We start from the raw sequence: 25,911 nt of genomic DNA, 5'->3' as shown, positions 1-25,911 counted from the left end.
TTTAGCAAGCTATTAAGGGTAAAAACTACTTCGCTGTTAAAGACAGTTGTGGACGGTTAACGACGCACTCCCAATCGCTAGTCACTACCATCAGTACAATGCACTTACTGCCTGCTATGCTCATTTCAAGCGTCGATGTGTCCAGCTGACTAAAAATAAACAAAGTTTTTTAAACAAATACCGCCTCTGCTAGATCTACTGATTTGTTTAAAACAGAAAGTCTCCCTTCCTCTTTTTCCTTTTATTTCAAAGGCTCAGGTTTTAAGACCTTTAATTTACGGCCGGGCACTGCCCAATACCTACAAAATGCATTGCATTTGATCATCGGGATTATCACAAATCTGTCATGTTTGAATCATAAGCTACGCACATCACTGGCACATACCCAGTAACTAAGACAGTTTTATGAGGAGAAGATCGTGAGTTTCAGTAAATTTTTGAAGAAATCTGCCACTGTTATTTGTGCAGCAGGTGTTGTGCTTTCTTTCCAAGCCAGTGCCGATGTCAAATTGATTGGGTCGGGCGCGAGCTTCCCATTCCCACTGTATTCAAAGTGGTTTAAAGACTTTAGTAAAGAAACCGATGGCGTGCGTATCGATTACCAAGCCAAAGGTAGTGGTGCGGGTATTCAAGACTTCATTAACGGAACTGTCGACTTTGCCGCTAGTGACGCAGCCATGAAAGATAAAGAAATAGAGCAGGTAAAGGACGGTGCTGTTCTACTGCCAATGACGGCGGGTGAAGTTGTTCTGGCTTATAACTTAGAAGGCGTTGCCGAGCTTAAACTACCACGTAATGTTTACCCTGAAATTTTTGCAGGCAACATCACTATGTGGAACGACCCTGCTATCGCAGCAGCCAACCCTGGTGTAGAACTACCAAACGAAGCCATTACAGTCGTCGTACGCTCGGACTCTTCTGGTACCACCTATGTTTTTACAGGCCACTTATCAGAAATCAACAGCCACTTTAAAGACAAGATTGGTCAAGCAAAATCTCCACAATGGCCAAATAGCGCTAAGTTCGTAAAAGCGCCTAAAAATGATGGTATTACTGCAACTATCAAACAAACACCTGGAGCTATTGGTTATATTGAGTACGGCTACGCTAAGCTCACCAACGCCAAAACTGCCATGCTAGAAAACAAAGCGGGTCACTTTGTCGCTCCGGGTTCGGAATCAGGTGCTGCTGCATTGGCTAGTGCTGAATTTCCTACTGGTAACCTGCCAAACAGTGATGTTCCCAACCTAATTGCTTGGGTCAATGACCCTGCTGGTGAGGAAGCCTACCCAATTGCCTCTTTCACATGGTTACTGCTTTACAAAAACCAAGATGACGAAAAAGCAAAAGTGTTACGTGACCTTATTGAATACTGCTTAACAGAAGGCCAAAAAAGCGCTGATGCATTGGGCTATATCCCATTACCAGAGAACGTTATCGCCAAAGTACGTGAAGCGGCAAAACTGGTTCAATAATAACCCGACTGCTCACAACAAGCCCAAACGGATTACCCATTCTTGTTCGAGCTTGGAAGCGTAGTGAACAAACACCTCTGGTACGACGAAACGTACCAGAGGTATTAGTAAGACGGATGAGGTATTCTCAATGTCGCAAAACCCTTTCGCACATTTGGCTAATGCCAGCCCCATATCAGCACCCCCTTCAAGCGCCGATTACACAGCCGATAGATTGTTCCGTAGCATCGCCATATCCAGCGCATCTTTAATTGTTATTTTAGTCGCTTTCATTTTATGGCAAATAGGTGGGGAAGCTGTTCCAGCCTTTAAACTACATGGTTTTGGTTTTGTAACAGGCACACAGTGGAACACTAACACCGGAACCTTTGGTGTTCTTCCAGAAATTTGGGGCACATTGTATAGCTCCTTCCTTGCTTTAATTATGGGCGGCTTACTCGGTGTAGCAATTGCCATATTCTTAACGCAAGACTTTATTCACGCCCGTTTTGCGGTTGTTTTCAGAACAATAGTCGAGCTATTAGCGGCAATTCCATCGGTGGTTTATGGCTTGTGGGGTATTTATGTTCTGATCCCAATGCTACGTCCCATAGCCGATTGGTTACACGAACACTTTGGCTTTTTACCGTTTTTTAGCACCGACCTAAGTGGACCTGGCTTAGCACCTGCTTCACTGGTCTTAGCCATTATGATTTTGCCGACTGTCGCGGCTATTTCCGTCGACTCTTTTCGTCGCATTCCTTACAAAGTTAAAGAGGCTGCCTACGGAATGGGCACCACAAAGTGGGAAGCTATTCTCAAGGTCATGTTGCCTACGGCATCTTCCGGCATTTTAGCCGCCTTAGTATTAGGTTTTGGTCGTGCATTAGGCGAAACCATGGCCTTGGCGATGTTAATTGGCAACAGTAACCAAATTAGCTTATCGCTTTTCTCTCCGGCGAATACTCTGGCCTCATTACTCGCGTCAAACTTCCCAGAAGCCGGTGGTATCGAAGTAGAAGCGCTGATGTATGCCGCTATGGTTCTACTAGCCATTACCTTCATCGTTAACGTGATTGGACTCGCCATCCAGCAATACACCGTTCGTAAGTTTGAGGGCAAAAAATGAAAGATGTAGATTTAAAAGCGCCCAGCATAGCTCCAACTTTACCGACACTTGAGCGCGAAATGTTTGAGCCGCGTGCGCTTAAGAATGGGTTATTGACGGGATTAACTTGGTTTGCGGCAATCGTGGCAAGTGTACCGTTATTCTCGGTTATCTTTATGCTCATCATGGAAGGTGGCTCGCGGCTGGACTGGGAAGCACTTACTGAACTGCCACCTACCGCATTCGAAACAGGCGGAGGCTTTGGTAACGCCATATTGGGAACACTCGTGATGGTTGGCATTGCCAGCTTAATCAGTGTACCTATTGGTCTGTTAGCCGCCGTTTACATGTCCATTTTGGGACCAACGAGTAAATTATCCATCACGGCGCGCTTTTTATCAAAAACGCTCACTGGCTTCCCATCGATTTTGGCAGGCGTATTTACCTACAGTGTATTGGTCATTACGTTTGGCTATTCCGCTTTAGCCGGTGGTATTGCCCTCTCCGTTCTAATGCTACCCACGGTCGTCTTAGCGGCGGAAGAAGCGATGCGCCAAGTTCCACAACGCATGAAAGATGCAGCATTTGGCATGGGTTGTACGCGTACCCAAGTTATTATGAAAGTAGTACTACCAACCGGTTTACCGGGCATTATTACCGGTGTGCTATTAGCTGTTGCAGGTGCGGCGGGTGAGTCAGCGCCGCTGCTCTTTACTGCTTTGTTCAGTAACTACTACCTATCAGAAGTGATGGAGCCAACGGCTTCTCTTTCTATTTTAATTTATAACTTTTCCGCGATGCCGTTTGATAATCAGATTCAACTCGCTTGGGCTGCCTCTTTGACACTTGTTTTGATTGTACTAGTGATCAACATTTTAGCTCGACTCATCGGCCAACCTAAGGTTTAACAAAAGGACTTTATTATGAGCGTAACAGCTATGCGTTTAGCAGAAGAATCAGTCGCCGCTAATCACCAACGTGCATCAGCTTTTGTCCCGCAAGGTGAGGTCGTAATCGACTGTAATATCGACAAAATATTTTACGGTGATTTCTTAGCCGTCAACAGCAGCGCGGTTCCGATTGAAAAGAAAAAGATCACTGGATTTATAGGGCCTTCGGGATGTGGTAAAAGTACCGTATTGCGTAGCCTTAACCGCATGAACGACCTAATTAGCAGTTTCCGATTAGAAGGACAGGTCAACTACCACGGCAAAGATATCTATGCGAAACAGGTCGACCCCGTGATTGTCCGTCGTTATATCGGCATGGTGTTCCAGCAACCAAACCCGTTTTCAATGAGCATCTACGATAACGTTGCGTTTGGCTTACGTTTAAATCGCTTTAAAGGTGACGTAGACGAGCGTGTCCAACAAGCCCTTGAACGTGCCGCACTATGGAACGAAGTTAAAGACAAACTCAAAAATAGCGGTTTATCGTTGTCCGGTGGTCAGCAGCAGCGTCTTTGTATCGCTCGTGCGATTGCAACAGAGCCTGATGTGCTTTTAATGGACGAACCTTGCTCAGCGTTAGACCCTATCGCAACAAGACAAGTTGAAGAGCTAATGCTGCAACTTAAAGAGCGCTATACGGTTGCGATGGTGACACATAATATGCAACAAGCTATGCGTGTTGCTGACACAACCTGCTTTTTTGGTGTCGACCTGTCTAAAGGCGGGCGTACAGGCTACCTCGTAGAAATGGGTGAGACTCGCCAAGTATTTGAGGACCCAGTAGCAGAACTAACCAAGCAATACGTCTCTGGTGAATTCAGCTAAGCCTATAGCTCACGCTAATCACCAACAGCTTCATAACAAATCGGTACAGTGACTGTTATTAGGTTACTGTGCCGATTTTTCCCATACCGCAGCCATGGAAATACACTGGATGGCCTCCCTTTCACTAGACATGGTAGAGATTCAACATACGCTGGAGAATGTCCAGCAACAATACTACTCGATCATTACCATGCTGGACGCTCGAATAGCGCCCATGGATGACCTAGTTATAGACAACTTATTAGCCGGATATGAACTAATTGACCAGTTTGTTAACGAAGGTATCGACCTATTTTCATTGGGTTATTCAACACATATTTTAGAGATCAATAATACGGTCCTATTTGGTCCCGCAAACGGCAAAGATCGTCAACATTACACCCAGCAACTTAAAGCAAGTGAAAAATATTTCTATGAAAAGTCGAGCGGTGGCATTCAAGACCTTATCGAATATCACCAGCAAACCCACTTTAGTGATGCGTTTACGGAAGCCGCTGCCGTGTATATTCGAACCCTTGCACAGCCTCAGCTATTTGTAGAAGGCAATCATAGGACTGGGGTACTGCTGATGAGCTATATATTGCTACGCAATGGATTCCCTCCCTTTGTCTTATCTGCAGACAATGCAAAGCACTACTTCGAAGCGCCGCCTATCAGTAAGATAAAACGGCACAGCCTCACTATGCTGATCAAGCGCTCACAACTTAACCGTTTTATTGCCTCATTATTGAAAAAAGAAGCATCTAAAGCCCACCATTATTTTTTGGATAAATCCAAAGCAACGCACATGACGGATAAGAAGGGACGTTTTTATGGATAAGCGACACGATGCTACTTCGTTTGAAGATGACCACTTAACGCCATTGGATAAAACCGAACAGTTCTATCAAAACTTGCTATCGCATTATGCGAATGGCGATGATAAAGAGTTAAGAGCCGCCTCCAAACTATTATTGGTGGCACTTGAAAAATTTCAGTGTCATGGTGGGCCTGCTTGGTACGCACTGATGTATGAATACATCAATATTGCCATCCACGAGCCTGAAAAGTTTGAGCTCATTTTGCAGCAAAACCGAAGTAGCACGCATTAGCAAAACAAGCCTGTGAATCTAGGATATAACGTAATACAAGTCTCATTAAATCGTCATCCAAAGGCATTACGATTGCGGCTAAAAATAACCCTAGGGACATCATTATGAAAGCTACTATTTTACCCTTATGCGCCTCGGTCATTGCGACTTTGTTGAGTATTCCTACTCTGGCTGCCCACCACGAAACCGCTCAAAAAGTAACTAATGTACAGGTAGGGCCACGCCCTTATTTTTTAGTTGCTGATATGGATGAAGGACCTCTCAAGGATAAACTGGCGTCCTGTGCTAATAGTCCGATGCAATCGAGTGATTTTTCCATTGGACATCGCGGTGCACCAATGCAGTTTCCCGAGCACACAAAAGAGTCTTACGAAGCGGCCGCTCGAATGGGAGCAGGAATTATAGAATGTGATGTCACGTTCACCAGCGACCAAGCACTGGTGTGCCGTCATTCACAATGCGACCTTCACACCACCACCAACATTCTAGAAACGCCTCTTGCAAGCAAGTGCTCTGTGCCGTTTCAACCCGCGCAATTTGGTAGCGACGGTAAGATGACTCAAGCGGCAAATGTCCAATGCTGCACGAGTGACATCACTTTGGCTGAATTCAAAACACTCAAAGGGAAAATGGACGCAGGTAATCCTAATGCACGAACAATCGCAGAATATCTAGATGCTACACCAAACTGGCGTACCGACCGCTACAGTAGCCAAGGAAGCTTGATGACGCATGCACAGAGTATAGAGCTCTTTAAATCATTAGGCGTAAAGATGACTCCCGAGCTGAAGTCTGCCAGCGTCGACATGCCATTTAATGGTTTTACTCAAGAAGCATACGCGCAAAAAATGCTCGATGAATACAAAGCCGCAGGTGTCGACCCATCTGACGTTTGGCCTCAATCTTTTAATCTAGATGACGTGAAGTACTGGATTAAAAATGAGCCTGAGTTTGCTAAACAAGGGGTGTACCTAGATGATCGCTATGATATCGAAGGCTTTGACTTTCGAAACCCAGATAGCTGGTCTCCGTCCATGGAGGAGTTGGTAGAATCAGGTGTTGCCGTCATTGCCCCCCCATTATGGATGCTAGTTGATGTCGAAAATGACAGCGACGGCAAAGCGGTCATTGTACCGTCAACATACGCCAAGGCGGCGAAAGACACAGGCTTAAAAATTATTGCCTGGTCACTTGAACGCTCCGGTCAACTTACCGAAGGTGGTGGTTGGTACTACAGCTCGCTTAATACCATTAACCCTAATACTCAAGTCAACAATCCAATCGCCATTAACAATGAAGGCGATGTAATGACATTAGTCGATGTGCTTGCACAAGACGTTGGGGTTATCGGAATTTTCTCCGACTGGCCTGCAACAGTCACCTATTATGCAAGCTGCATGAACAAATAAGTACACGCACCAGAGCATCACTAAAAAGCCCAGACATGTAGCAACATATCTGGGCTTTTTTTACTCTCAAATACAGTTAGGTTTCTAACCCTGGCACCCAGCTGGCCGGCATAGCACTGAAGCCAGAAAGTGTTTCGTTCGCTTTTTGCGTATCAAGCATATCCGCCAACAGAATTCGCTGTTCATCAATAAACATAACGGCTGTTTGCGCTTGCTTGCCACTGTGGATGTCTTGATAAGGTGCCGAAAAAACAACTCGGCTGTGTAAATCACTAGCCCCTAGCAGCTCAAAGAAATAAGGGCGCCAGCTCCAGTTCGAACCTTTAGGAGCCTCATTAATAATCCATCCCCGATCACTATTTTCGAAGTTAGGCGACACCTGATTACCGGACAAGTCGCAGATATAAAAGCGTAAAAAATGTTCGCTAGGTACAAATTGAATCAACTCTTCATCGCTGGGCGTTGTGCGTAACACTTCACGCAAGCCTAGCAACTCACCTTTGGCTTTTTCTGCCCGCCAATGATTTCTGGCCACCAGCTCAGTCGCCATATCCCGATAGTAATTGAGCAGTTCAGAAGCTTTCTCAACGGTGGACTCTGGATCCAACATGTTTTGCTGGGCAGGCGAGAACAAAAAACCTTGTGTACACACGGCTTGGCAGCTTAGCGCCAGAAAGAAGTCATCCTCCGTTTCAACCCCTTTACACATAACCTTACAACCCAAGCGCGAAGCAATCATACTGAGTTGTTGGACAAGCGAGACTCCTCGCCCTGCATCGGCCCCTTCGCGCAAATGCTGTATATTCAGTTTAACGTAATCAGGCTTTAATACGGCAATGCGATCTAGCTGAGAATAACCATTTCCAAAATCATCTAAGGCAACCTGCATACCTAACTCTCGGTAGCGGTTTACCAATTGTTCCAGCAAATGAAGGTCCCCTTCAGACTCGGTTATTTCGATAATAACCCGTGCAGGATCAACACCTGCTTCTTCAACCATTTCAAGAGTCGGCAATGCATCCAGAGTATCTAAATGCTGTATCCATTCAGGAGAAATATTAATACTAATGAAGGTGTTAGGCGGTAGCAGATGTAACTGCTCCATTGTTTGTCGGCGTATACTCCGGTCCCATTCAATACGCTCAAGAATAGGCACCAACTGATCAGTAAAACTATCTCCAGCAGACACTATTTTGCCGCCTGGCTCTGTTGTCCGAGCCAATGCTTCGTAACCGGCAATACGCCCGGTAGCTGTTTCAATAATTGGCTGATAAAAAGGGAAACGTTGCGATGCCATGGTCAATTCCTAATACGTAATAGACTCAATTAACTCAAGTATACCTCATTAACTCGCTTGTTTATCCTGGTACATTTTCTGGTCGGCGATCTCAATCAGCTCTGTGGCGCTTAAACCTTCGACGGGATAAATGGCCATACCTAAACTGCACCCAATGCGCTCTTCTACCCCCTTGATTTTAAATGAATAGCTAAATATTGAGCGTATCTTATCGCGTATTTTCAATAATTCATGCTGATGATTAACGTCCGTTACCATCACCACAAACTCGTCTCCAGCAAAGCGGGCAACCGTGTCGACCTCTCTAACAACATGCAGTAACCGGTCAGCTACTGTTTTTAATAGCTCATCCCCGGACGTGTGGCCCAGAGTGTCATTCACGCTCTTGAACTTATTTAAATCTAAGAAAAAAACACCCAATAACTGACCCGTTCGGCGCGTACGTAATACCTCTAACTCTAAACGATCAAAGAAAGCACGTCGATTAACTAATCCGGTCAGCGGATCATGGTTAGCTAAATGTGCTAAGCGTTGTTGTTCTTCGGCATGTTTACTGATGTCTGTCACCGTAATAATTGTTAGTGACTCATCTTCAAATTTAAATGGGCGTGTTGTTAAGTCGATACGAAAAGTATCGCCGTTTCGGCGGCTCCCTATCGTTTCGCCATTCGTTTTACGAATCAAGTTTTCAACGCCGATAGACATGAACAAATGAGCAGGATACCCAAATAACTCCTGGCTCATCCGATTAGCCATTACCACTCTTTTACGGCTATCAATAACAATCATGGCAGAAGAAGCATTATCTAGAAGCGCAAGAAAGCTACTCAACTGCCTGCTAGACTGCTTAGCACGCTGAAAGAACATACGCACAATAACAAAAAAATTAATCAGAGCTAGCGCAAAAGCAGCCCCTTGAACTCGCCTAATCAGCTGTGTTTTTTGCTGAGACAGTATCTCCATACGGCTTGTTAATTGATTCATTGCGGCCAGTAAAGGCCCGTTTACTTCAATAGCCACTCGGGCTGCCTCAGCAATTGTTGATGGAGAAGGAGCCGCCTGAAGTTGATTAATCGACGAAGAGAGTGGAAGGAAAAAGCTCATCGCTTTATGAATGACCTCAGAAGACTCCGGATCAAGGGTGCGTGAAAACGGTTTTAATATTCCACTGCCGTCAATGACATAACCACCATTTAAAAAGCCATCCAATGTCGTTGAAAAAAGATGCCTAGCGTTATTAAGCTCTTGCCGAGTTTCTCCTGAAGGTGTTTCGTACTGATTGGCTTTAATTTCTAATAGTGTTTTCGCCATTTGCTGGGATAGCATACGCTGGCGACCCGCCACATTGATCGCCAATGCATTCTGTTCAACATGCTGTGTTAACCACACATTGATTGCCAGAATAGAGCAGTCCAAAAGGATAAATAAGGCTATTGCCAACATTAAAGCTGTAGGCTTTCCTGCGCTGCGTTTTATCAGCTGCCGATCCATCGTCATTCTTATTAACTTCTTGTTATACAACCCTATAACGATCAGGCCGTTAATCTTTAGCTAAAAAGCACCCCATTTGTCGATCTTGATTCACATGATCGGTCTGCTTTATTCGTTAAGCTTCCATTCAATATTAACTTTAGATCAGCTAGCTCAAATTCCCAATTAATAATCGTAAAAGCTTACATTTTGGGGCCAAAACACGCCAAACCCATAAAAATCAGCCTTTAACTAATAGGCACCAAGCGGTATATAGCAGAAACAGGGCCATCGCTAGAGAAATAAATCACACCATCAGGGCTTAACGCGACACCTACAGGGCGTGACCATCGACGCCCATCAGCCCACTGAAAGCCGGTTACCCAGTCGATAACTTTTGGTGGTTGCTCTTCACTAAACACTACCAATGACAAGCCCGGAGGACGTTTAGATGCCCGACCTTCTCCTTCTTTAACAGCCCAGGAACCATGTAATGCCACAACAGCATTTCCGGCTAATCGAGCATCCGCATGTGTAGACGGGATAAACTCAATGGCCATGGGTGCGTTACGTGAAGGAAACGTTGCAACGGGTAGCGTAACAGCATCCATATCCATAGGAGGCTTATTGGTACGGCATGAATCACGAACAACCTTACCATCGATTACTTGATACCAGGGCATGCCATGAAAAGACCCTTCACTCAACGCCGCTAATTGTTCTTCAGGTTGATCATATCCCCAATGGTCTGGCCCGTTATTAGTAGCAAACAGTTCGCCTTGGTCGTTCCAAGCGAATCCAACGGGGTTACGTAACCCTGTCGAATAGGGTCTTAATTGCATTGATTTCCCTTTCTCTTCAACAACGAAAAGACCTCCACGTCGCTGCTCAAACGGGTAACCGGCTCCCATAAACTGATCACTGCAGTTACCGCTAATGCCCAGGCTGATATACAACTTACCATCATGCCCTTGTTTGACGGTACGACTGCTATGACCGTTACCCGCAGGCAGGTCAAGAACCCGCTGTACATTCACCAATTGTTTACCATTGATGCCTTCGGCTCGATACAAGGCTTCGGTAGATGCAATAAATAACTTACCCTCGCGTACCGTCAAGCTGTGTGGGTAACGAAAGCTTGGGGTTAGTTTTTGTACGCGGGTATAAGGCGGCACTAAACGATACACATAGCCGCTTTGAGATCCTGCAAACAAGTCGCCATTATCAGCAAAGGTCAGAAATCTTGGTTGCGACAGATCAGTGGTTACCAGCTCAAGCCGATAACCCTGCGGGACATTCACGCTTACACGCTTTCCCTCTACCGTAAGGGACTGCGGCTGTAATGCAAAAGTGCTGGCCTGCCCTGTTTGAGCCAAACTGGCGGCTAACATGATCAAACACACGCTAAAACGAGGAGTGCTTCGGGGTTTACGCATGGCGAAAGTATTCACCCAATACCTTAAACTGTCTTTGGTCATTATGCCTCCTGCTAAATGGGCACGTGAACATCCCGCACGACAAAAATGCCCTTTACAAAATTAGCCGCTATCCAGAGCCGGCCTCATGAGTAATTATATTAAGGTAAGCCTTCATAATAATGTTCGATAGATTTTGGCTTACTAAAGAAATACCCCTGCCCTTGCTCACACCCTAACGATTGTAAAATAGCACACTGACTAGGGGTTTCTATCCCTTCTGCTACAACTGTTAACTCTAACGTGTGAGCCATCGAAATAAGTGTACCAACAATTTTTCGGCCGCTCTCATCGGTTTCCAAGTCCATAATAAAACTACGGTCTATTTTCAATTTATCCACAGGTAAACGCTTCAATAAAGATAAGGAGGAGTAGCCTGTACCAAAATCATCAATAGCAACATTAATACCCATAGCACGGAGCTTATCCAATGTTGCACAAGCCTCGTCTAAGCAGTCCATTAAAGCAGTCTCAGTCACTTCAACTTCCAAATATTTCGCATCTATCTCGTATTTTTTAATAAAACGCTCGATAGTCGGAACAAGTTCCGCATCCGTGAACTGCCTCGGAGATAAATTAACCGCCACCCCAAAGCGCTCGTCCCCTAAGTAGGCCGTATTCTTAATCAATAAACAGGCTTGATTAATAGCCCAATAACCCATCTGCAGCAAAATGCCGCTTTCTTCAGCAATAGCAATAAACTTATCCGGGCTTAACAGCCCGCTTTCAGGATGCTCCCAGCGTATTAATGCCTCATAGCTAACTACTTTTTCAGTATTTAAATTTACAATCGGCTGGTAGTACAAACGGAACTCATCCCGTTCTAGTGCTTGGATTAGCCCTTCCTCTATTCGTAAACGATCTAACGCCGCTTGCTGCAAGGCACTATCGAAAAACTTAAAGCCGCCTTTTCCTTTACGCTTAGCCGCGTACATAGCAATATCTGCATTTTTAAGCAACGTGGGCACATCATCACTATCAGCAGGTATCAAGGTAATCCCGATGGAAGTAGAGATAGACAATGATTTTTTTTGTAATAGCATTGGCGCCTCAATAACTTGGATCAGCTTGCTCACCAATTGACTAATGTTATGGGTACTTGAAAAGTTAACAAATAACACCGCAAACTCATCTCCCCCTAAGCGTGCGGCAATATCACCTTTACGAATATTATTGACGATGCGTGTCGACACTTCTTCTAATAAACCATCCCCTATTTCATGCCCTAGGGAATCGTTAATACGCTTAAAGTCGTCTAAGTCCAGATACAACAAAGCTGACTGAATATTATTCCTGATGGACTTATTCACAGCATATTTTAAATGTTCAATGAGCAATCGCCGGTTTGCCAAACCCGTCAGTGGGTCATAGAAAGCAAGCTGCTCTAACTCGGCAGTCTTCTCATCAACGATGAGTTTGAGCACCTCCGGTTTACGCATATAGTAATTTGCCAGAAAAGCCAACAATCCCGCAAAAAATACGCTAAGCACTCCCCCCAACACATCAATTAACTCAACCCCATGATGAGGCTCATACACCGTCAAAAGCCAGCTAGAATTTGGCACATTAATACTGACAGTTTCACTAATACCTTCTAGCTCAAAACCGGATTTCAAAAAAATATAAGGCGCTTTAGACACAGGATCGGTACGTGACAACTGATACCCATAGCCCTGTTCCAATAGGTCTTCAAGGTAAGCCTGTTTGAGGAGTTCTTCCAAATAGATAACGACGGAACAAAACCCCCAAAACCGGCTCCCAACCTCGGCATCCAAAAAAACAGGATAACGTCCGATAACGGCGATGCCGCCCTGAACTAACTCAAAAGGGCCGGCTAACGTTAAGTGACGTTCTTTAATCGCGAGTAGCGCCTCATCCCGACGCTTATCATCCCGGAGTATGTTATGACCCAACGCTTTCTCATTACCCGTTAGAGGGTATATTTCAGTCACAATACCGTCAGGGGCTAACTGCAAATTAGAGATACCGCCCAAGGAGCTGATGATCTCTGATGCAAATTCATCAAAATTGTTGATGGTGCCGTTGTTGCGATTAATTTCAAGCGCCATGATGCGCGTGGAAGTCAGAATATGACCTAATCGACTTTCTAAAAATCGAGCCTTAGCATTACCCAAAGCACTCATTTGCGCACGAAGATGCGCATCGGCTAACGAATGACCTAATGTGACCCCATACAAGCCGATCGCTAGCGTTAACAGGAAAACAAATGCCGTTATTAATTTACGCTGGCTATAAATACGCTGCAACGCCATTAAGCACTCTCGTTTTTATACAGTTTTATCAAAATTAATAGTCTCCTCATTAGTTATCATCAGCATAGTACAAACCTTACTACTTTGGACGTATCCAGAGGAAAAGAGTACTTAGCCAAGACCTTAATTCACAGGCTACCCAATTATCCCTGCTAACTCATACGAAAATTTCATCGACCCCATCTAATGAAGATAACGATCTTTCATTCTTTATGGTAAAGTTCAAACAGCTTTTCAAAAAATTAAGGATAATCTCATGAAAGGACTTCTTTCTGCTGCCTTACTACTTTCCCTTTTCAGCAGCCAGTCTTACGCACTTACCAGCCAAGAGTTTTATGACAAGTGTAATAACCTCTATCAATCTCCCGGCAAAGAAACACCACAAGATGCAGTTAACCGTGCGCTAAACGCAGGATCTTGTTCTGGATTTGTAGGCGGTATGATCAACGGCTTTAATTTAGTGGGTAACATGTTGGGACAAAAAGGGGCGGTAAAACGTAACTTTGTCTGCCTACCTGCCGGTAAACAGTCTCAAGAGCTACTTGATGAAGTTATTGCTTACATAAAAGAGAACCCAGAGAAAGCCTCTGAGCCGGTTCAGATTAGCGTATATAACACGTTTGTGTTGGGCTACCCTTGCGAAGAGTTTGCTAATAAACCCGCAACTCAACCCTAATACGTCATCACTTTCCTGACATGATCTTCTTAACAAGAGCCTCTTATTGACGGCTCTTGTTATCTGTATGCTCCCCTCTTATCTTAGGCATCCACGCTAAGTACTAAGCTAATCCTGCTTTCTGCTATACCCAAGAAACTTTTATACCAAGGAACTTTCGGGGTTTATGTGCACTCTATGCGCTGACAAATTGTCAGCTTTCTTTACGATTAAGAGCAATTACACACTGATTTTCAAACGCTTGTTTTATTAATCTTGTGTTAAGTATATGCTTTACAGGCCTATTAGCTTATCAGGCATATTTGTTGCTTTACCTTAAGAAAGGCCTTTTGATTTGGAGATTTTCAGCATGTTTTATCCGTTACGAAAGGCAGAGATTTATCGACGTTGTAAAATCTGTATTCTGCCATTACTAACAACTTTCGCACTGACCGCGCCTGTTAATGCGGCCCCTATCACCACAACCACTTTTATGGGTATCGACTTTTCTATTGAGCCGGGATCTGCTGGTATTTTCGAGAGCGTCACACTCCCCGATATTGTGAGCGGTGGGTTATTCGGGCTTTTTATGTGGAATGGTTCAGAGTTTGTCTTTAAAACCGAACATTATGCAGGAACACCTTACACATTTGAGGATCCCGGCGTTACTACCTTTCGCGTGCTTGGTTTAGAAGACTCTACCGGAGTAGATGATACGGACCTTAGCTCTTTTGATGTCGACTTTACTTACACCATTGGTGATGACACCAATAACAGCTACACCATGAGCCCAGTATATAGTGATGCCTATGATGTGCCTGCCCCCGGTACACTAGCTTTGCTAGCAGCAGGCTTGCTGTTAGTTTCTGGAGCTTCTTACCGCACTAAAACAGCCTAATACTCAAGCGTTAAGGCCGGGAAATATTTCTACGACTCCCGCTCTTAACGCCCCTCTTCGCAGTAACGTTTATTTCACTCATTCGGTACTCATCTACTTTTATTCACCCACCAAAAGCCTCATTATCAGCAATTATTGTTTGATATTTTTACGTTGCACAACGCAATGAGTGCTTGCCAACCATGCCCAATGCCAATTTAGACACATCCACTTCTGTACCACCTACGCTAACGATACGCCAAGCCGCTATCTCTGATTTAGATGTGCTTGAGCAAGTCGAAAATACGTGCTTTCTTGGCGATAAATTGTCTCGCCGACGATTAAAGCATTGGCTGCAAGCTAACAATCGTATTTTTTTAGTGGTAGAAAATAACGCCACTATTTTCGGCTATGGACTGGTTCTTTTGCATAAAGGCACCCGCTTAGCTCGGCTCTATTCATTAGCGATCATGCCAACAGGCCGCAAAACCGGTGCAGGGCAAGCCCTGTTAACGGCTTTAGAAAACAACGCGGCTGAGAAAGGACGTTTTTTTATGCGTCTGGAAGTCTCAAAAAATAATACGCCCGCTATCACTTTATATCGCCGTTTAGGTTACTGGTGTTTCGATGAATACAGAGACTACTACGAAGACCATAGCGACGCCCTTCGTATGCAAAAACGTATACTCAGAGGAGCTTGTGCGCCCAATGTGCGGAATACGCCTTGGTACCAGCAAACCACCGAGTTTACATGCGGGCCTGCATCTTTGCTCATGGCGATGGCAACACTGCAGCCTGAGCGGGCATTAACACAGCTAGAAGAACTTGATATCTGGCGAGAAGCCACAACTATTTTTATGACCTCTGGTCACGGGGGGTGCCACCCGGTCGGTTTAGCGTTAGCGGCGCACTATCGAGGATTTGTTTCAGCGGTTTATATCAATACGCGCACGCCATTATTTATAGAGGGCGTACGCTCCGATCACAAAAAGCACATCATGGGTGTTGTTGATCAGCACTTTAAGGATCAAGCGCATAATGCGGGCTTACAGGTGAATTATGAGGACATCACCCAAGAACAAATACAACAAGCGTTAGTGCGCCATGCCACCATTATTCTTCTAATTAGCACCTACCGTATGGATGGCCGCAAAGCACCTCATTGGGTTGTTGTCACAGCCATGGATGATGATTGTTTATATGTACACGATCCCGACCCAGACGACTTGTCGCAAGACCCTCTCGACTGCCAGCATATTCCTATTGCCCGAGAAAACTTTAACCACATGGCCTGCTTTGGACGTGAGCGTTTACGCACCGCCATCATCATAGAAAACGCAGCCCACAGTAATAACCTCTCTTAAAAACACAATACGGACTCATAAAAAACGCCGACAGGAGAACTCCTTGTCGGCGCTTAATGATAGATGAGCTAAGCGGCCTTGCCTGCTGGTCTATCGTCCGCGCTTTTCTAAACGATTGGCAAATTCAGTCATAATGACCATGTATAGCTCATTCCCTAAGTACACGTCTTCTACCTTGTGATCGATACTTGGGTTGTCATTTACTTCAATAACATACACTTGGTTATCTTTTTGTTTTATATCCACACCGTACAGGCCATTACCAATCATATCGCAGGCTTTAAGCGCTGCCTGCAATACCGCTCTTGGAACTTCAAATGTGGGTAGGGTTTCAAAACCACCCGAGTTAAAACGCTTAGATTCGTGGTTATAAATTTGCCAATGGTTGCGTGCCATCATGTATTTGCATGCATAAATCGCGCGACCATTGAGCACCCCAATACGCCAATCGTAATCCGTATAAAGGTATTCTTGCGCTAACACCAAAGCCGTATCAACAAACAGTTCTTCTAAACGCTCTTTTAACTCCGTGCGGTCCTTTACCTTATAAACACCTTTAGAAAATGACCCTTCTGGCATTTTCAATACAAGGGGATAACCAAATGATTGCTCAACAGCATCTAAATCCGCTTCGCTGGCAGCAATCACCACTTCTGTTTTAGGTGATGGGACTCCGTTGTAACTAAATGCGTCGTGCAAAAAGACTTTATTGCAGCATCGCAAAATAGAAGTCGCGTCATCAATAACAACCAAACCTTCCTTCTCTGCCTTGCGCGCTAAGCGATATGTGTGATGATCAATCGCCGTAGTCTCACGAATAAACAGCGCATCATACTGGCTTAATGGTCCTAACTCTTCTGCGGATAAGGCTTCTGCATGAATGCCAACTTTGCTCGCCGCTTTAATAAAACGACTGATCGCCACTTTGTCACTCGGCGGCTGCTTTTCGTTAGGATTCACCAAAATAGCCATCTCCCAACGTGCACGCTTGCGGCTAGTGGGTGTTCGCCATACATTTTCAACAAAAGAAGACAACTGCTCTAAAAAAGCCGATTTAAGATCGCCTTCTAACTGCGCATAAGCATAACGCTCAACAATACAAGGCGATTGCTTGTGAGCGGGCGTTAACGACACTTTCAAAATAGGCGCTGGATATTGATCAAACACTTGGCGCGCAAACTTTGCTAAACGCTCATCCGGTATTGCCTGGCTATCAGCCAGCTGTCCAAAGAAAATCATCAAGGTGATCGTTTTGTCGCTAGGGACACCAGCGAGGGCCGCACTTAACTGTAAGCTGAGGGTTTTCTCATCACTGTCACGCAGATCATTAATCGCACTCACACTTGGGAGCACTTTGTGTTGGCGTGCTTCAGCCAACAAAGAACAATAGTACCCGCGGCTTAAATACTGACGCGTATCACATAGATTAATAAGCCGAGTTTTACGCTCATTACGTTTAGGATAGTCCGCTAAATAACGCTCAAACGTCACCGCATCAAACGCTGACATATCAGCCAGTTGGGTTTCGTTATCAACAACGACTAATGTTTTATACATCCAAACGCCCCTCTGCGGGTTGAGCCAAGCCACATAGGCCAGACAAGATATTTAAAAATCCAGAAACCGATGCCAATGGCGCCGACTCTGACAAGGTATGATAACCAGACGTGGGTATTTGCAAGGTGGTACCATCTACCAAGCCATTCGATGCGGCAATAATACGCCCCATCTCAGTCGAGCCTAATGATGAAGGCTCCTCGCCTTTTGCTTTTTGTATCGCATTCATTGCTTCAACATAACGGTCTTTAAATTGATAACGTAACCCTAACTCATCACATAAATGAGATAGACGCTGGGTTAATGGCTCATTGAATGTGGCGTTCGCGTCTTTGTTTCGTAATACAACATGCTGTTGGCCTGCTGCTTCTAAATCTGGATACGGGCTAGTGTCCACCACTATCAATTGGTTGGTTGTTTCGCCAAAACGCCTAAACCACTCCAGCAAATACCGCCAACTTTTTCCGGCTTCTTCCTGCGCGGTAAAAAAGGCCGTTCCTTCAAAACCCAGCTCAAATAAATACACTAAAGCTGCAGCCGTTAATACGTTATCTAACTGGCCGACTAATGCTTGATCGGTTTGCTTTAAGCGGTCTTGAAAAGCAACTGGTGTACCTGCAGCTAAGTGGTTCATGCCCGCCAACTCAAAAATCAGGTTGTTACGGTGCTCACAAATATACGCTCGATCAATCACCCCGCTTCCATGATAAGCCCCTGACCACGGCTCATATGCATAGACTGATTCGGATTCAAAGCGATGTACGATCTTATTCATCAACTGCTCGCTGACCGAGTTACCCAGCAAATCAGAACGTGCACTCGCCACAAACGCGGCATACTGAAACTCATTCGGTCCAGTGCACACCAAACCGTGACGGTCGATGTGTGCCGAGAACATAACGCTTTTAGGCCGAGCGCCTTGAGCCACTAACACACCCTCATACCAGCTTACCTGCGCACCGCGCTCTTCTAGTTCACGCTTAAGAACACGGAAAAAAGAATGCTCGGCTCCCACAACACTGGGGCTTCGCAGCAAAATAGCTAATAAGTCTAAAAAACGACGTGGAATGACCGAAGAAACGGGTCCCGATCGATCGTTTGAAGGCGGTGTAGATGTGTGTTCCATAGGCGTCAGTATCCTCGCTGGCCGATGCTTGCCACATCATATCTGACGGTCTGGGCACCCCAACGGTTGGGGTTAAAGGTCGGTAAGTAACTAGGTTGATAACCTCTCGGTACGAATCAATTTTTAAGCTACTTTTTAAAAATGCTATTTATCATGTCTATTACTCATGGGCAATAACTATTATCGTCTTACCGTATATTTAATGAGGCTTAACCTTTAACTCTTTGTTCCAAAATTACAGTCTTACGCAGCCTATTTATTCTTTATACTGGCCTTAGCTAACAAAGCCGCTACCGAATTCCACTGGAGAACAACATGCAGTTAATTGGATCGACTACCTCACCTTATGTACGTCGCATACGCTTGTTCATGGATAACTATCCACATGAGTTTATCGCACTCAATATCTACTCGCCTGAAGGCCGCGACGCATTGCGAAAATATACTCCGGTCATGAAAGTTCCAGTTTTGACTGATGACGATAAAACCCTACTCGACTCACGTGTAATTCATAAGTATTTAGCGAACAAGTTAAACCACGCGCAGATGAGCTGGGATCAAGAAAACCTGTTGACCATGATCGACGCTGTAAATGACTCATGCATCACACTGTTCATGTTGACGCGTTCCAGCATTAGCACAGAGGGAGAGCTGTTAATTGCAGACTTACAGAAAGAGCGGATTGCAAATACGATTAATCTGTTAGAAGCAGCCGCAGCTAATGGCAGCTTTGATGAGTGGCACTACCCGTCTATTTGTTTGTATTGTTTACTCGACTGGGTGAGTTTCCGCGAATTACTATCGCTTGAAGAAACTCCTGCATTAGCGGCCTTTTTGCAATCGCATAAGCATGAAACGCTCATCAAAAATACTGATCCGCGCCTTTAACCTTACAACAAAAAAAGCCCCGGATAACCGGGGCTTTTAACGAAACGCAGGCTGCTTACTTAGCCAACTTCTGCATCTCATCCATAGCAGTTTGGCTAGCACTTGTAGCCAATGCCGTAAACGCTTCACCTTGAGCTTTCATTAAATCGAATAAGCCTTGGTTTGCAGCGACATTAAACTTAACCATATCTTCAGGTGTTTTAAGGTCTTTTGCTTTTTCCATTTCAGTTTTGAAAAAGCTAGCAAGTTGCTCACCAGATGCTTTTTGTAGCTCAACTGATTTGTTCATAGTAGACGCTTGAAGAGCCATTAGGGTTTTCATAGTTTCAAGCGGCTTTTGTAAGTCTAAGTTAGTCATGTTTGTAACTCCAAGAATGTGTATATTGTTTCTATACGTTGTTTTTGCTGCACTGCACAATGATTATCATGATAGTCTTTTTTGTCGCTTTGTCAAACATTTTTGTGCAGTGCAACAAAACATTCTTTCTTCTGAAATATGAGATAAATTTGATCGATATCCGCCATCAATAATTTCTAAAAAAACTTATTAAAATCATAGACTAAAAGAAAACAAGAAACGTTCACAAGCAACAGCATCACACCTAAAGGAGAGCATACTTGATATCTTGTGTTTCGCATTTACACATTTTTTTTCGCCAATTCAGCTTCGCAGGCTTACGTAGGTGGTTAGTAGGAATATGTTGTTGCATCGCTTGCCTTCACACTAATGCAGCTACCGCAGGGGAAACCCGTATCGCTGTAGCCGCAAACTTTTACTCATCGGCAAGCGCATTGGCCCAAGCCTTTGAACAGCACTCCTCCCACACTCTAAAACTGAGTACTGCCTCTACAGGAAAGCTTGCTATTCAGATTATGCATGGCGCACCCTTTGATGTTTTTTTAGCCGCAGACACTCGCCGCCCGCAACGCCTCATCAAACAAGGCTTTGCTGTTGCACCTGCCTCTACCTACGCTATTGGGCAATTAGCCCTCTTTAGTAAGGCCATTCGTCTAGATCAACTAGGCAGCTCTGCGCTTTTAGATGGCAGTATTCATCGGATTGCGTTAGCCAATCCAGAATCCGCCCCTTACGGACTTGCCGCTCAGCAGTTTTTAAACAGCCTTCAATTAGATAACAAGATAATAAGAGTCACTGGTGATAATGTAAGCCAAGCATTACAGTTTGCCGACACCGGTAATGTTGATGCGGCTTTTGTTTCATTAGGGCAAGCCAAAGCAACGCAAGGTTATTACACCGTGATAAATTCAGACAAAATCACCCCCATTAAGCAGCAGGCAGTACTGTTAAAGCGTGCTCAAAAAAACGCAGCGGCGCTGGAGTTTTTAACGTTTTTACACTCCCCTGTGGCCAAAAAAATTATAACTGATCATGGCTATTTAACTGAGTAAAGCACCATCATGACCAACGCTATTCTGCTCTCACTACAACTGGCCTTTACGACAACGGCTATTTTATTAGCACTAGGCGTGCCGATAGCGTGGTGGCTGTCACGAAAGCGATCATGGGGAAGAGAAGTCGTCGCCGCTTTAGTCACACTCCCGTTAGTACTGCCGCCGACGGTTTTAGGCTTTTATTTGCTCCTATTATTAAGCCCTACAAATACACTAGGCCAGACACTTGCCGAGTGGTTTGGTGGGCCATTAACCTTTACCTTTAGTGGCTTAGTCATTGGCTCAGTCATTTTCTCTTTACCCTTTATGGTGCTACCCGTAAGAGCCGCGTTTGAGGCGATCGGCCCAAGGCCTCTTGAAGTAGCCGCAACATTGCGCGCTAGCCCACTGGATACTTTTTTTAGTGTCGTGCTTCCCATGGCACGCTCAGGCCTTGTCATTGGTGCCACAATGACTTTTGTCCACACGTTGGGAGAATTTGGTGTCGTATTAATGATCGGTGGCAACATCCCTGGCGAGACACAAGTGCTATCGATTGCTATTTACAACTATGTAGAAACACTCGAGTGGCACAAGGCGCATCAAATTGCAGCGGGGATGGTGGTGTTTGCATTAGTCGTCATGCTCCTGCTGTCTAAGCTTAATAAGCAGCCAAGTCACGGTGGGACAATACGATGATGACCACTACCCCACCTAGCAACCTAGTCATCAAACAAAAGACTCAATTAGAGGACTTTACCCTACAGGTCGACCTTACATTGCCTTCATCCGGCTTTACGGTACTTTTTGGGCCTTCAGGTTGCGGTAAAACCACGCTCTTACGTTGTATTGCAGGCTTACATCATGCGGTTGATGGCCAAGTCACAGTGAATAATATTCACTGGCAACGTGATGACAAGGCATTACCCACCTACCAGCGTGAGCTAGGTTATGTTTTCCAAGAAGCCAGTTTATTTGATCACCTCAGCGTGAAAGACAACTTACTATTTGGAGCGAAACGAAGCCGAGGCACTAATAACATTACGCTGGATCAGGTAACCAACTTATTAGGTATTGAACACCTGTTAGCACGCAAACCAACTCATTTATCCGGCGGTGAAAAACAACGGGTTGCCATTGGTCGGGCACTACTTTCACAACCAAAGCTACTGTTAATGGACGAGCCGTTATCCGCTCTCGACTTTAAAACCAAGAACGAAATACTGCCCTATTTAGAGCGCCTGCCCCACGAGCTATCAATTCCGATTGTGTATGTAACCCATGCACTAACAGAGGTTGAACGCTTAGCTGATCATTTGATTATTATGGAGAAAGGCACTGTCATTGCCGAAGGGGATGTACACACGTTAATGCTCGACCTCGAAGGTCCACTTAGCCACTTTAACCGTGCCGGAGCGCTAGTCGACGCCACAGTAAACCACTACGACAAGCAGTACGCTCTGACTCAATTAACAATCGATGGCGGTATGTTATACATGCCTGGCTATATCGCTACTGTCGGCTCACAGCGCCGTATTCGCATTGGTGCCAGCCACGTCAGTTTATCGCTAGCGCCACCCACGGATAGCTCCATTGTGAATTGCTTAAGCGCTACCGTGATTGGAATAAAACCTGAAGGCGAAGCCATGTGCAATGTGCGCCTACGTCTTGGGCATAAAAGCGAAATATTAGCGCGAATTACAAGGCGGTCAAAAGACCACCTTGCTCTCGAAGAAGGCACTCCGGTGTACGCTCAAATAAAAGGGGCCTCGCTTGTTAAGCTGTAAAGGCTGCGCATAGGTAACCGGTTATTACGATAAGCGGCTAGCACGCTTTTCTTTACGATACATCACGATACCCGCAATCAGTACGGCCATACTGACAACCAGTACAATAATTGTGGCTAGTGCGTTAATTTGAGGGCTAACCCCCAAACGTACACTCGAATACACCACCATAGGCAGGGTCGTTGCTCCTGGGCCCGATACAAAGCTAGCAACAACCAAATCGTCCATTGATAAAGTGAAGGCCAATAACCAGCCAGCTAATAATGCCGGTGCTATTAAGGGTAACGTAATAGCGAAGAAAACCTTAAGCGGCTTAGCCCCCAGATCCAAAGCCGCTTCTTCTAGCGACTGATCCATATGAGATAAACGGCTTTGCACAACAACGGTGACATAAGCCAATGAAAAAGTGACATGCGCAATCGTAATGGTTAACTGGCCCCGACCTTCGGGCCACCCCAAGGTTTTTTGCATCGCCACAAAAAGCAACAATAAGGACAAGCCAATAATGACCTCGGGCATAACCAAGGGAGCTGTCACCATGGTTTGCATAACGCTGCGCCCACGAAAGCGCTTAAAACGCACCAATGCCAGCGCAGCTAACGTCCCTAAAATAACCGCTAATGATGCGTTAACCGACGCTATTTTTACACTGAGCCACGCCGCGTCTAATATTTGTTCGTTTTGTAATAACTCACCGTACCATTTGGTGCTAAATCCAGACCACACCGTGACCAGGCGGTTTTCATTAAATGAATACACCATCAAGCTAAGAATAGGGCCATATAAAAACGCATAACCAAATACAAGCACTGTCATCAACACAGGCATTCTACGCCACATCAGCTCACCTCCTCGGCGCGGCGCTCAAAATGTCGCAATGCTACAAACGGGATAATCAAAGCACACAGTAATACAGCCGCTAAAGCCGATGCTAAGGGCCAGTCTTTATTACTAAAAAACTCTATCCACAGCAGTTTACCGATCATCAAGGTGTTGGGACCACCTAACAAATCGGGAATGACAAATTCACCCATAACAGGGATAAAAACCAACATAGAACCGGCTAACACCCCCGGCAACGAGAGTGGCCAAGTGACTTTGATAAACTGTTTCCATGGTGGGCAGCCTAAATCGGCAGCTGCCTCGTTTAAAGACTCATCCAACCGAATTAAAGTGGCGTACAAAGGCAGCACCATAAACGGTAAATAGCTATAAACGACGCCAATATACACTGCGATAGGTGTGTGCATAATTTCCAGCGGCGAATCAATAACTCCCATTCCCATTAAGACCTGATTGAGCAGCCCATTATTTTTTAAAATACCAATCCATGCATAGACACGAATAAGAAACGAGGTCCAAAAAGGCAAAATAATGAGCATTAGCAAAGGCAAGCGCCAATGTGACGGCGCCTTGGCAATCGCATAGGCCATAGGGTAACCCAGCACCAGACAGAGTAGCGTAGAAATACCAGCGACTTTTACTGATCCCCATAAGGCTTGTAGGTAGAGAGGATCTTCCAGCAAGAAGAGATAGTTGCCAAAATTCAGTTGGATAGTCACCAAACCATCTTGAATCTCACCGAGCAAATCTGTGTAAGGAGGCTGAGCTAACACGGCTTGGGATAGGCTGATTTTCAATATAAACAGAAAAGGCAGCAAAAAGAACAAACCCAGCCACAGCCAGGGTACACCGATGATTAACGTGCGCCCCGTCCAGAAACGACTAACCGCGTTAATCATTCGGTGAGCACCCCGCAACTGTCTTCTTTCCAACTAAGATGCACCGTTTGTTCCCATGTCAGTGGCTGTTCGGCTAATGCTTGCACATTAGATTGTGTAAACTGAACCCGCTTACCCGAAGGTAAATCAACATGATAAATAGACACATCACCTAAATAAGCGATTTCTTTGATCACACCACTGACTTCGTTTGGCTCACCTGTTAACTCTGGGATCAAACGGCATTTTTCAGGACGAATCGCGACCGTAACAGGCATACCTGCCACTAAAGGTTGGCTATGATGAACACGTAACAAACCGCCAGCTTCCTCACTCTGAATAGTGACGTAATGGCTAGTTTGCTCAACCACATAACCAGACAATAAATTGATACTGCCAATAAATGACGCGGCAAATTGTGTCGATGGAAACTCATACAAACGGCGAGGCGGATCAATCTGTTCAATGCGGCCATCACGCATCAATGCTATGCGCGATGACATGGTCATCGCTTCTTCTTGGTCATGCGTCACTATGATAAATGTCATGCCCAGACGCTCTTGGATATTAACGAGCTCAAACTGAGTTTTTTCGCGCAGTTTTTTATCCAATGCGCCTAACGGCTCATCCAGCAATAAAATTTTAGGCTGTTTTGCTAACGCACGCGCTAGCGCCACACGCTGGCGCTGACCACCCGATAGCTGGTGAGGCTTACGTTTTGCAAACGGGCTAATTTGTACCAGCGACATCATTTCTGCTACACGCTCTTTGCGCTCAGCTTTTGCCATGCCTTCTTGCTTTAAACCAAAGGCGATGTTGTCTTCCACGCTCATATGCGGAAAAAGCGCATACGACTGAAACATCATATTAATAGGCCGCTTGTACGGAGGTACCGCGGTAATATCAACACCGTCAATAAAAATACGTCCAGAGGACGGTGTCTCAAACCCCGCCAACATACGCAACAACGTTGTTTTACCGCAGCCGGACGATCCCAGTAATGAAAAAAACTCGCCTTTATGGATATCTAAGCTAACTTCATCAACGGCATACACATCACCAAACTTCTTGGTGACCTTCTCGATACGTACCAGCGGCTCGCCTTCAGGGGCTTGCCATGGCTCTTGGGGGGTAAATGAGCGAATAGTCGCCATCTAAACTCGTACTCCAATTAAAAACCCTCAGCGAGGTT

At 45.2% G+C, this 25,911-nt stretch carries 24 protein-coding genes; 14 read left to right on the top strand and 10 right to left on the bottom strand.

Going from position 1 to position 25,911, the window contains the following annotated elements; all coding sequences use genetic code 11:
• Window positions 1-419 precede the first annotated feature (419 nt).
• From pstS to BS617_RS01545, 7 genes are all read left to right on the top strand, one after another.
• A complete protein-coding gene (pstS, locus tag BS617_RS01575; RefSeq protein WP_083609892.1) occupies window positions 420-1,475 on the top strand; it encodes a phosphate ABC transporter substrate-binding protein PstS in 1,056 nt (351 codons plus the stop codon).
• 130 nt (window positions 1,476-1,605) lie between these two features.
• The gene (gene pstC / locus BS617_RS01570) at window positions 1,606-2,583 is read left to right on the top strand and encodes a phosphate ABC transporter permease subunit PstC (RefSeq protein ID WP_075171170.1); all 978 of its coding nucleotides are present in this window, start codon (window positions 1,606-1,608) and stop codon (window positions 2,581-2,583) included.
• Window positions 2,580-3,470, top strand: a complete 891-nt coding sequence (gene pstA, locus BS617_RS01565; protein ID WP_075171169.1) for a phosphate ABC transporter permease PstA — start codon at window positions 2,580-2,582, stop codon at window positions 3,468-3,470. Before pstC ends, pstA begins: the two co-directional genes overlap by 4 nt.
• A 15-nt stretch (window positions 3,471-3,485) precedes the next feature.
• Window positions 3,486-4,337: a phosphate ABC transporter ATP-binding protein PstB gene (gene pstB / locus BS617_RS01560; protein WP_083609891.1), complete on the top strand. Its 852-nt coding sequence runs from the start codon at window positions 3,486-3,488 to the stop codon at window positions 4,335-4,337.
• 109 nt (window positions 4,338-4,446) lie between these two features.
• Window positions 4,447-5,157 (top strand): Fic family protein, encoded by a 711-nt coding sequence (locus BS617_RS01555; protein WP_075171168.1) that lies wholly within the window; start codon window positions 4,447-4,449, stop codon window positions 5,155-5,157.
• Entirely contained in the window at window positions 5,150-5,428 is a 279-nt protein-coding gene (locus BS617_RS01550) for a hypothetical protein (protein WP_075171167.1), read from the top strand. Before BS617_RS01555 ends, BS617_RS01550 begins: the two co-directional genes overlap by 8 nt.
• Window positions 5,429-5,532: 104 nt before the next feature.
• Window positions 5,533-6,837, top strand: a complete 1,305-nt coding sequence (locus BS617_RS01545; protein WP_075171166.1) for a glycerophosphodiester phosphodiesterase family protein — start codon at window positions 5,533-5,535, stop codon at window positions 6,835-6,837.
• 76 nt (window positions 6,838-6,913) lie between these two features.
• On the opposite strand, the gene BS617_RS01540 is transcribed toward BS617_RS01545, so the two are convergent.
• The 4 genes from BS617_RS01540 to BS617_RS01525 all read right to left on the bottom strand — a co-directional run bounded on the left by BS617_RS01540 (window position 6,914) and on the right by BS617_RS01525 (window position 13,352).
• Window positions 6,914-8,134 (bottom strand): EAL domain-containing protein, encoded by a 1,221-nt coding sequence (locus tag BS617_RS01540; RefSeq protein ID WP_075171165.1) that lies wholly within the window; start codon window positions 8,132-8,134, stop codon window positions 6,914-6,916.
• 48 nt (window positions 8,135-8,182) lie between these two features.
• Window positions 8,183-9,625 (bottom strand): diguanylate cyclase domain-containing protein, encoded by a 1,443-nt coding sequence (locus tag BS617_RS01535; protein ID WP_075171164.1) that lies wholly within the window; start codon window positions 9,623-9,625, stop codon window positions 8,183-8,185.
• Between the two features lie 227 nt (window positions 9,626-9,852).
• Window positions 9,853-11,082 (bottom strand): PQQ-dependent sugar dehydrogenase, encoded by a 1,230-nt coding sequence (locus BS617_RS01530; RefSeq protein WP_139303125.1) that lies wholly within the window; start codon window positions 11,080-11,082, stop codon window positions 9,853-9,855.
• 98 nt (window positions 11,083-11,180) lie between these two features.
• Window positions 11,181-13,352 (bottom strand): bifunctional diguanylate cyclase/phosphodiesterase, encoded by a 2,172-nt coding sequence (locus BS617_RS01525; protein WP_083609888.1) that lies wholly within the window; start codon window positions 13,350-13,352, stop codon window positions 11,181-11,183.
• 256 nt (window positions 13,353-13,608) lie between these two features.
• Between BS617_RS01525 and BS617_RS01520 the strand changes: the two genes are divergently transcribed.
• The 3 genes from BS617_RS01520 to BS617_RS01510 all read left to right on the top strand — a co-directional run bounded on the left by BS617_RS01520 (window position 13,609) and on the right by BS617_RS01510 (window position 16,248).
• The gene (locus BS617_RS01520) at window positions 13,609-14,028 is read left to right on the top strand and encodes a Rap1a/Tai family immunity protein (protein WP_075171163.1); all 420 of its coding nucleotides are present in this window, start codon (window positions 13,609-13,611) and stop codon (window positions 14,026-14,028) included.
• A gap of 349 nt (window positions 14,029-14,377) precedes the next feature.
• Window positions 14,378-14,905, top strand: coding sequence for a hypothetical protein (locus BS617_RS01515; RefSeq protein ID WP_075171162.1), 528 nt, complete (start codon window positions 14,378-14,380; stop codon window positions 14,903-14,905).
• Window positions 14,906-15,087: 182 nt separating this feature from the next.
• Entirely contained in the window at window positions 15,088-16,248 is a 1,161-nt protein-coding gene (locus tag BS617_RS01510) for a GNAT family N-acetyltransferase/peptidase C39 family protein (RefSeq protein ID WP_075171161.1), read from the top strand.
• A gap of 90 nt (window positions 16,249-16,338) precedes the next feature.
• Here BS617_RS01510 and BS617_RS01505 read toward each other — a convergent pair whose 3' ends face one another.
• Window positions 16,339-17,805: a RimK family ATP-grasp domain-containing protein gene (locus BS617_RS01505; protein WP_075171160.1), complete on the bottom strand. Its 1,467-nt coding sequence runs from the start codon at window positions 17,803-17,805 to the stop codon at window positions 16,339-16,341.
• The gene (locus BS617_RS01500) at window positions 17,798-18,931 is read right to left on the bottom strand and encodes a peptidase M42 (RefSeq protein ID WP_075171159.1); all 1,134 of its coding nucleotides are present in this window, start codon (window positions 18,929-18,931) and stop codon (window positions 17,798-17,800) included. Before BS617_RS01500 ends, BS617_RS01505 begins: the two co-directional genes overlap by 8 nt.
• A 315-nt stretch (window positions 18,932-19,246) precedes the next feature.
• Between BS617_RS01500 and BS617_RS01495 the strand changes: the two genes are divergently transcribed.
• Window positions 19,247-19,819, top strand: a complete 573-nt coding sequence (locus tag BS617_RS01495; protein WP_075171158.1) for a glutathione S-transferase family protein — start codon at window positions 19,247-19,249, stop codon at window positions 19,817-19,819.
• Between the two features lie 55 nt (window positions 19,820-19,874).
• On the opposite strand, the gene BS617_RS01490 is transcribed toward BS617_RS01495, so the two are convergent.
• Window positions 19,875-20,177 (bottom strand): hypothetical protein, encoded by a 303-nt coding sequence (locus tag BS617_RS01490; RefSeq protein ID WP_075171157.1) that lies wholly within the window; start codon window positions 20,175-20,177, stop codon window positions 19,875-19,877.
• 260 nt (window positions 20,178-20,437) lie between these two features.
• Between BS617_RS01490 and modA the strand changes: the two genes are divergently transcribed.
• Genes modA through modC form a run of 3 tightly spaced genes read left to right on the top strand, consistent with a single transcriptional unit; the run spans window position 20,438 to window position 22,998 of the window.
• On the top strand, window positions 20,438-21,229 hold the full coding sequence (gene modA / locus BS617_RS01485; RefSeq protein ID WP_083609887.1) for a molybdate ABC transporter substrate-binding protein: 792 nt from the start codon (window positions 20,438-20,440) through the stop codon (window positions 21,227-21,229).
• A 9-nt stretch (window positions 21,230-21,238) separates the two neighbouring features.
• Entirely contained in the window at window positions 21,239-21,910 is a 672-nt protein-coding gene (modB, locus tag BS617_RS01480) for a molybdate ABC transporter permease subunit (protein WP_075171156.1), read from the top strand.
• A complete protein-coding gene (gene modC, locus BS617_RS01475) occupies window positions 21,907-22,998 on the top strand; it encodes a molybdenum ABC transporter ATP-binding protein (protein WP_075171155.1) in 1,092 nt (363 codons plus the stop codon). Before modB ends, modC begins: the two co-directional genes overlap by 4 nt.
• 24 nt (window positions 22,999-23,022) lie before the next feature.
• Here modC and BS617_RS01470 read toward each other — a convergent pair whose 3' ends face one another.
• From BS617_RS01470 to BS617_RS01460, 3 genes are read right to left on the bottom strand one after another with little or no spacing between them, the layout of a single operon-like run.
• Complete coding sequence (locus BS617_RS01470; RefSeq protein WP_075171154.1) at window positions 23,023-23,838, bottom strand: ABC transporter permease subunit; 816 nt, start codon at window positions 23,836-23,838, stop codon at window positions 23,023-23,025.
• Window positions 23,838-24,740: an ABC transporter permease subunit gene (locus tag BS617_RS01465; RefSeq protein WP_075171153.1), complete on the bottom strand. Its 903-nt coding sequence runs from the start codon at window positions 24,738-24,740 to the stop codon at window positions 23,838-23,840. Before BS617_RS01465 ends, BS617_RS01470 begins: the two co-directional genes overlap by 1 nt.
• Window positions 24,737-25,873 carry an ABC transporter ATP-binding protein gene (locus tag BS617_RS01460; protein ID WP_075171152.1) on the bottom strand — a complete coding sequence of 379 codons (1,137 nt, stop codon included), beginning with the start codon at window positions 25,871-25,873 and terminating at the stop codon, window positions 24,737-24,739. Before BS617_RS01460 ends, BS617_RS01465 begins: the two co-directional genes overlap by 4 nt.
• Window positions 25,874-25,911 lie beyond the last annotated feature (38 nt).

This window comes from Neptunomonas phycophila, assembly GCF_001922575.1.
GTDB lineage: Bacteria > Pseudomonadota > Gammaproteobacteria > Pseudomonadales > Balneatricaceae > Neptunomonas > Neptunomonas phycophila.
This window is presented reverse-complemented; position numbering and strand designations above follow the sequence as displayed.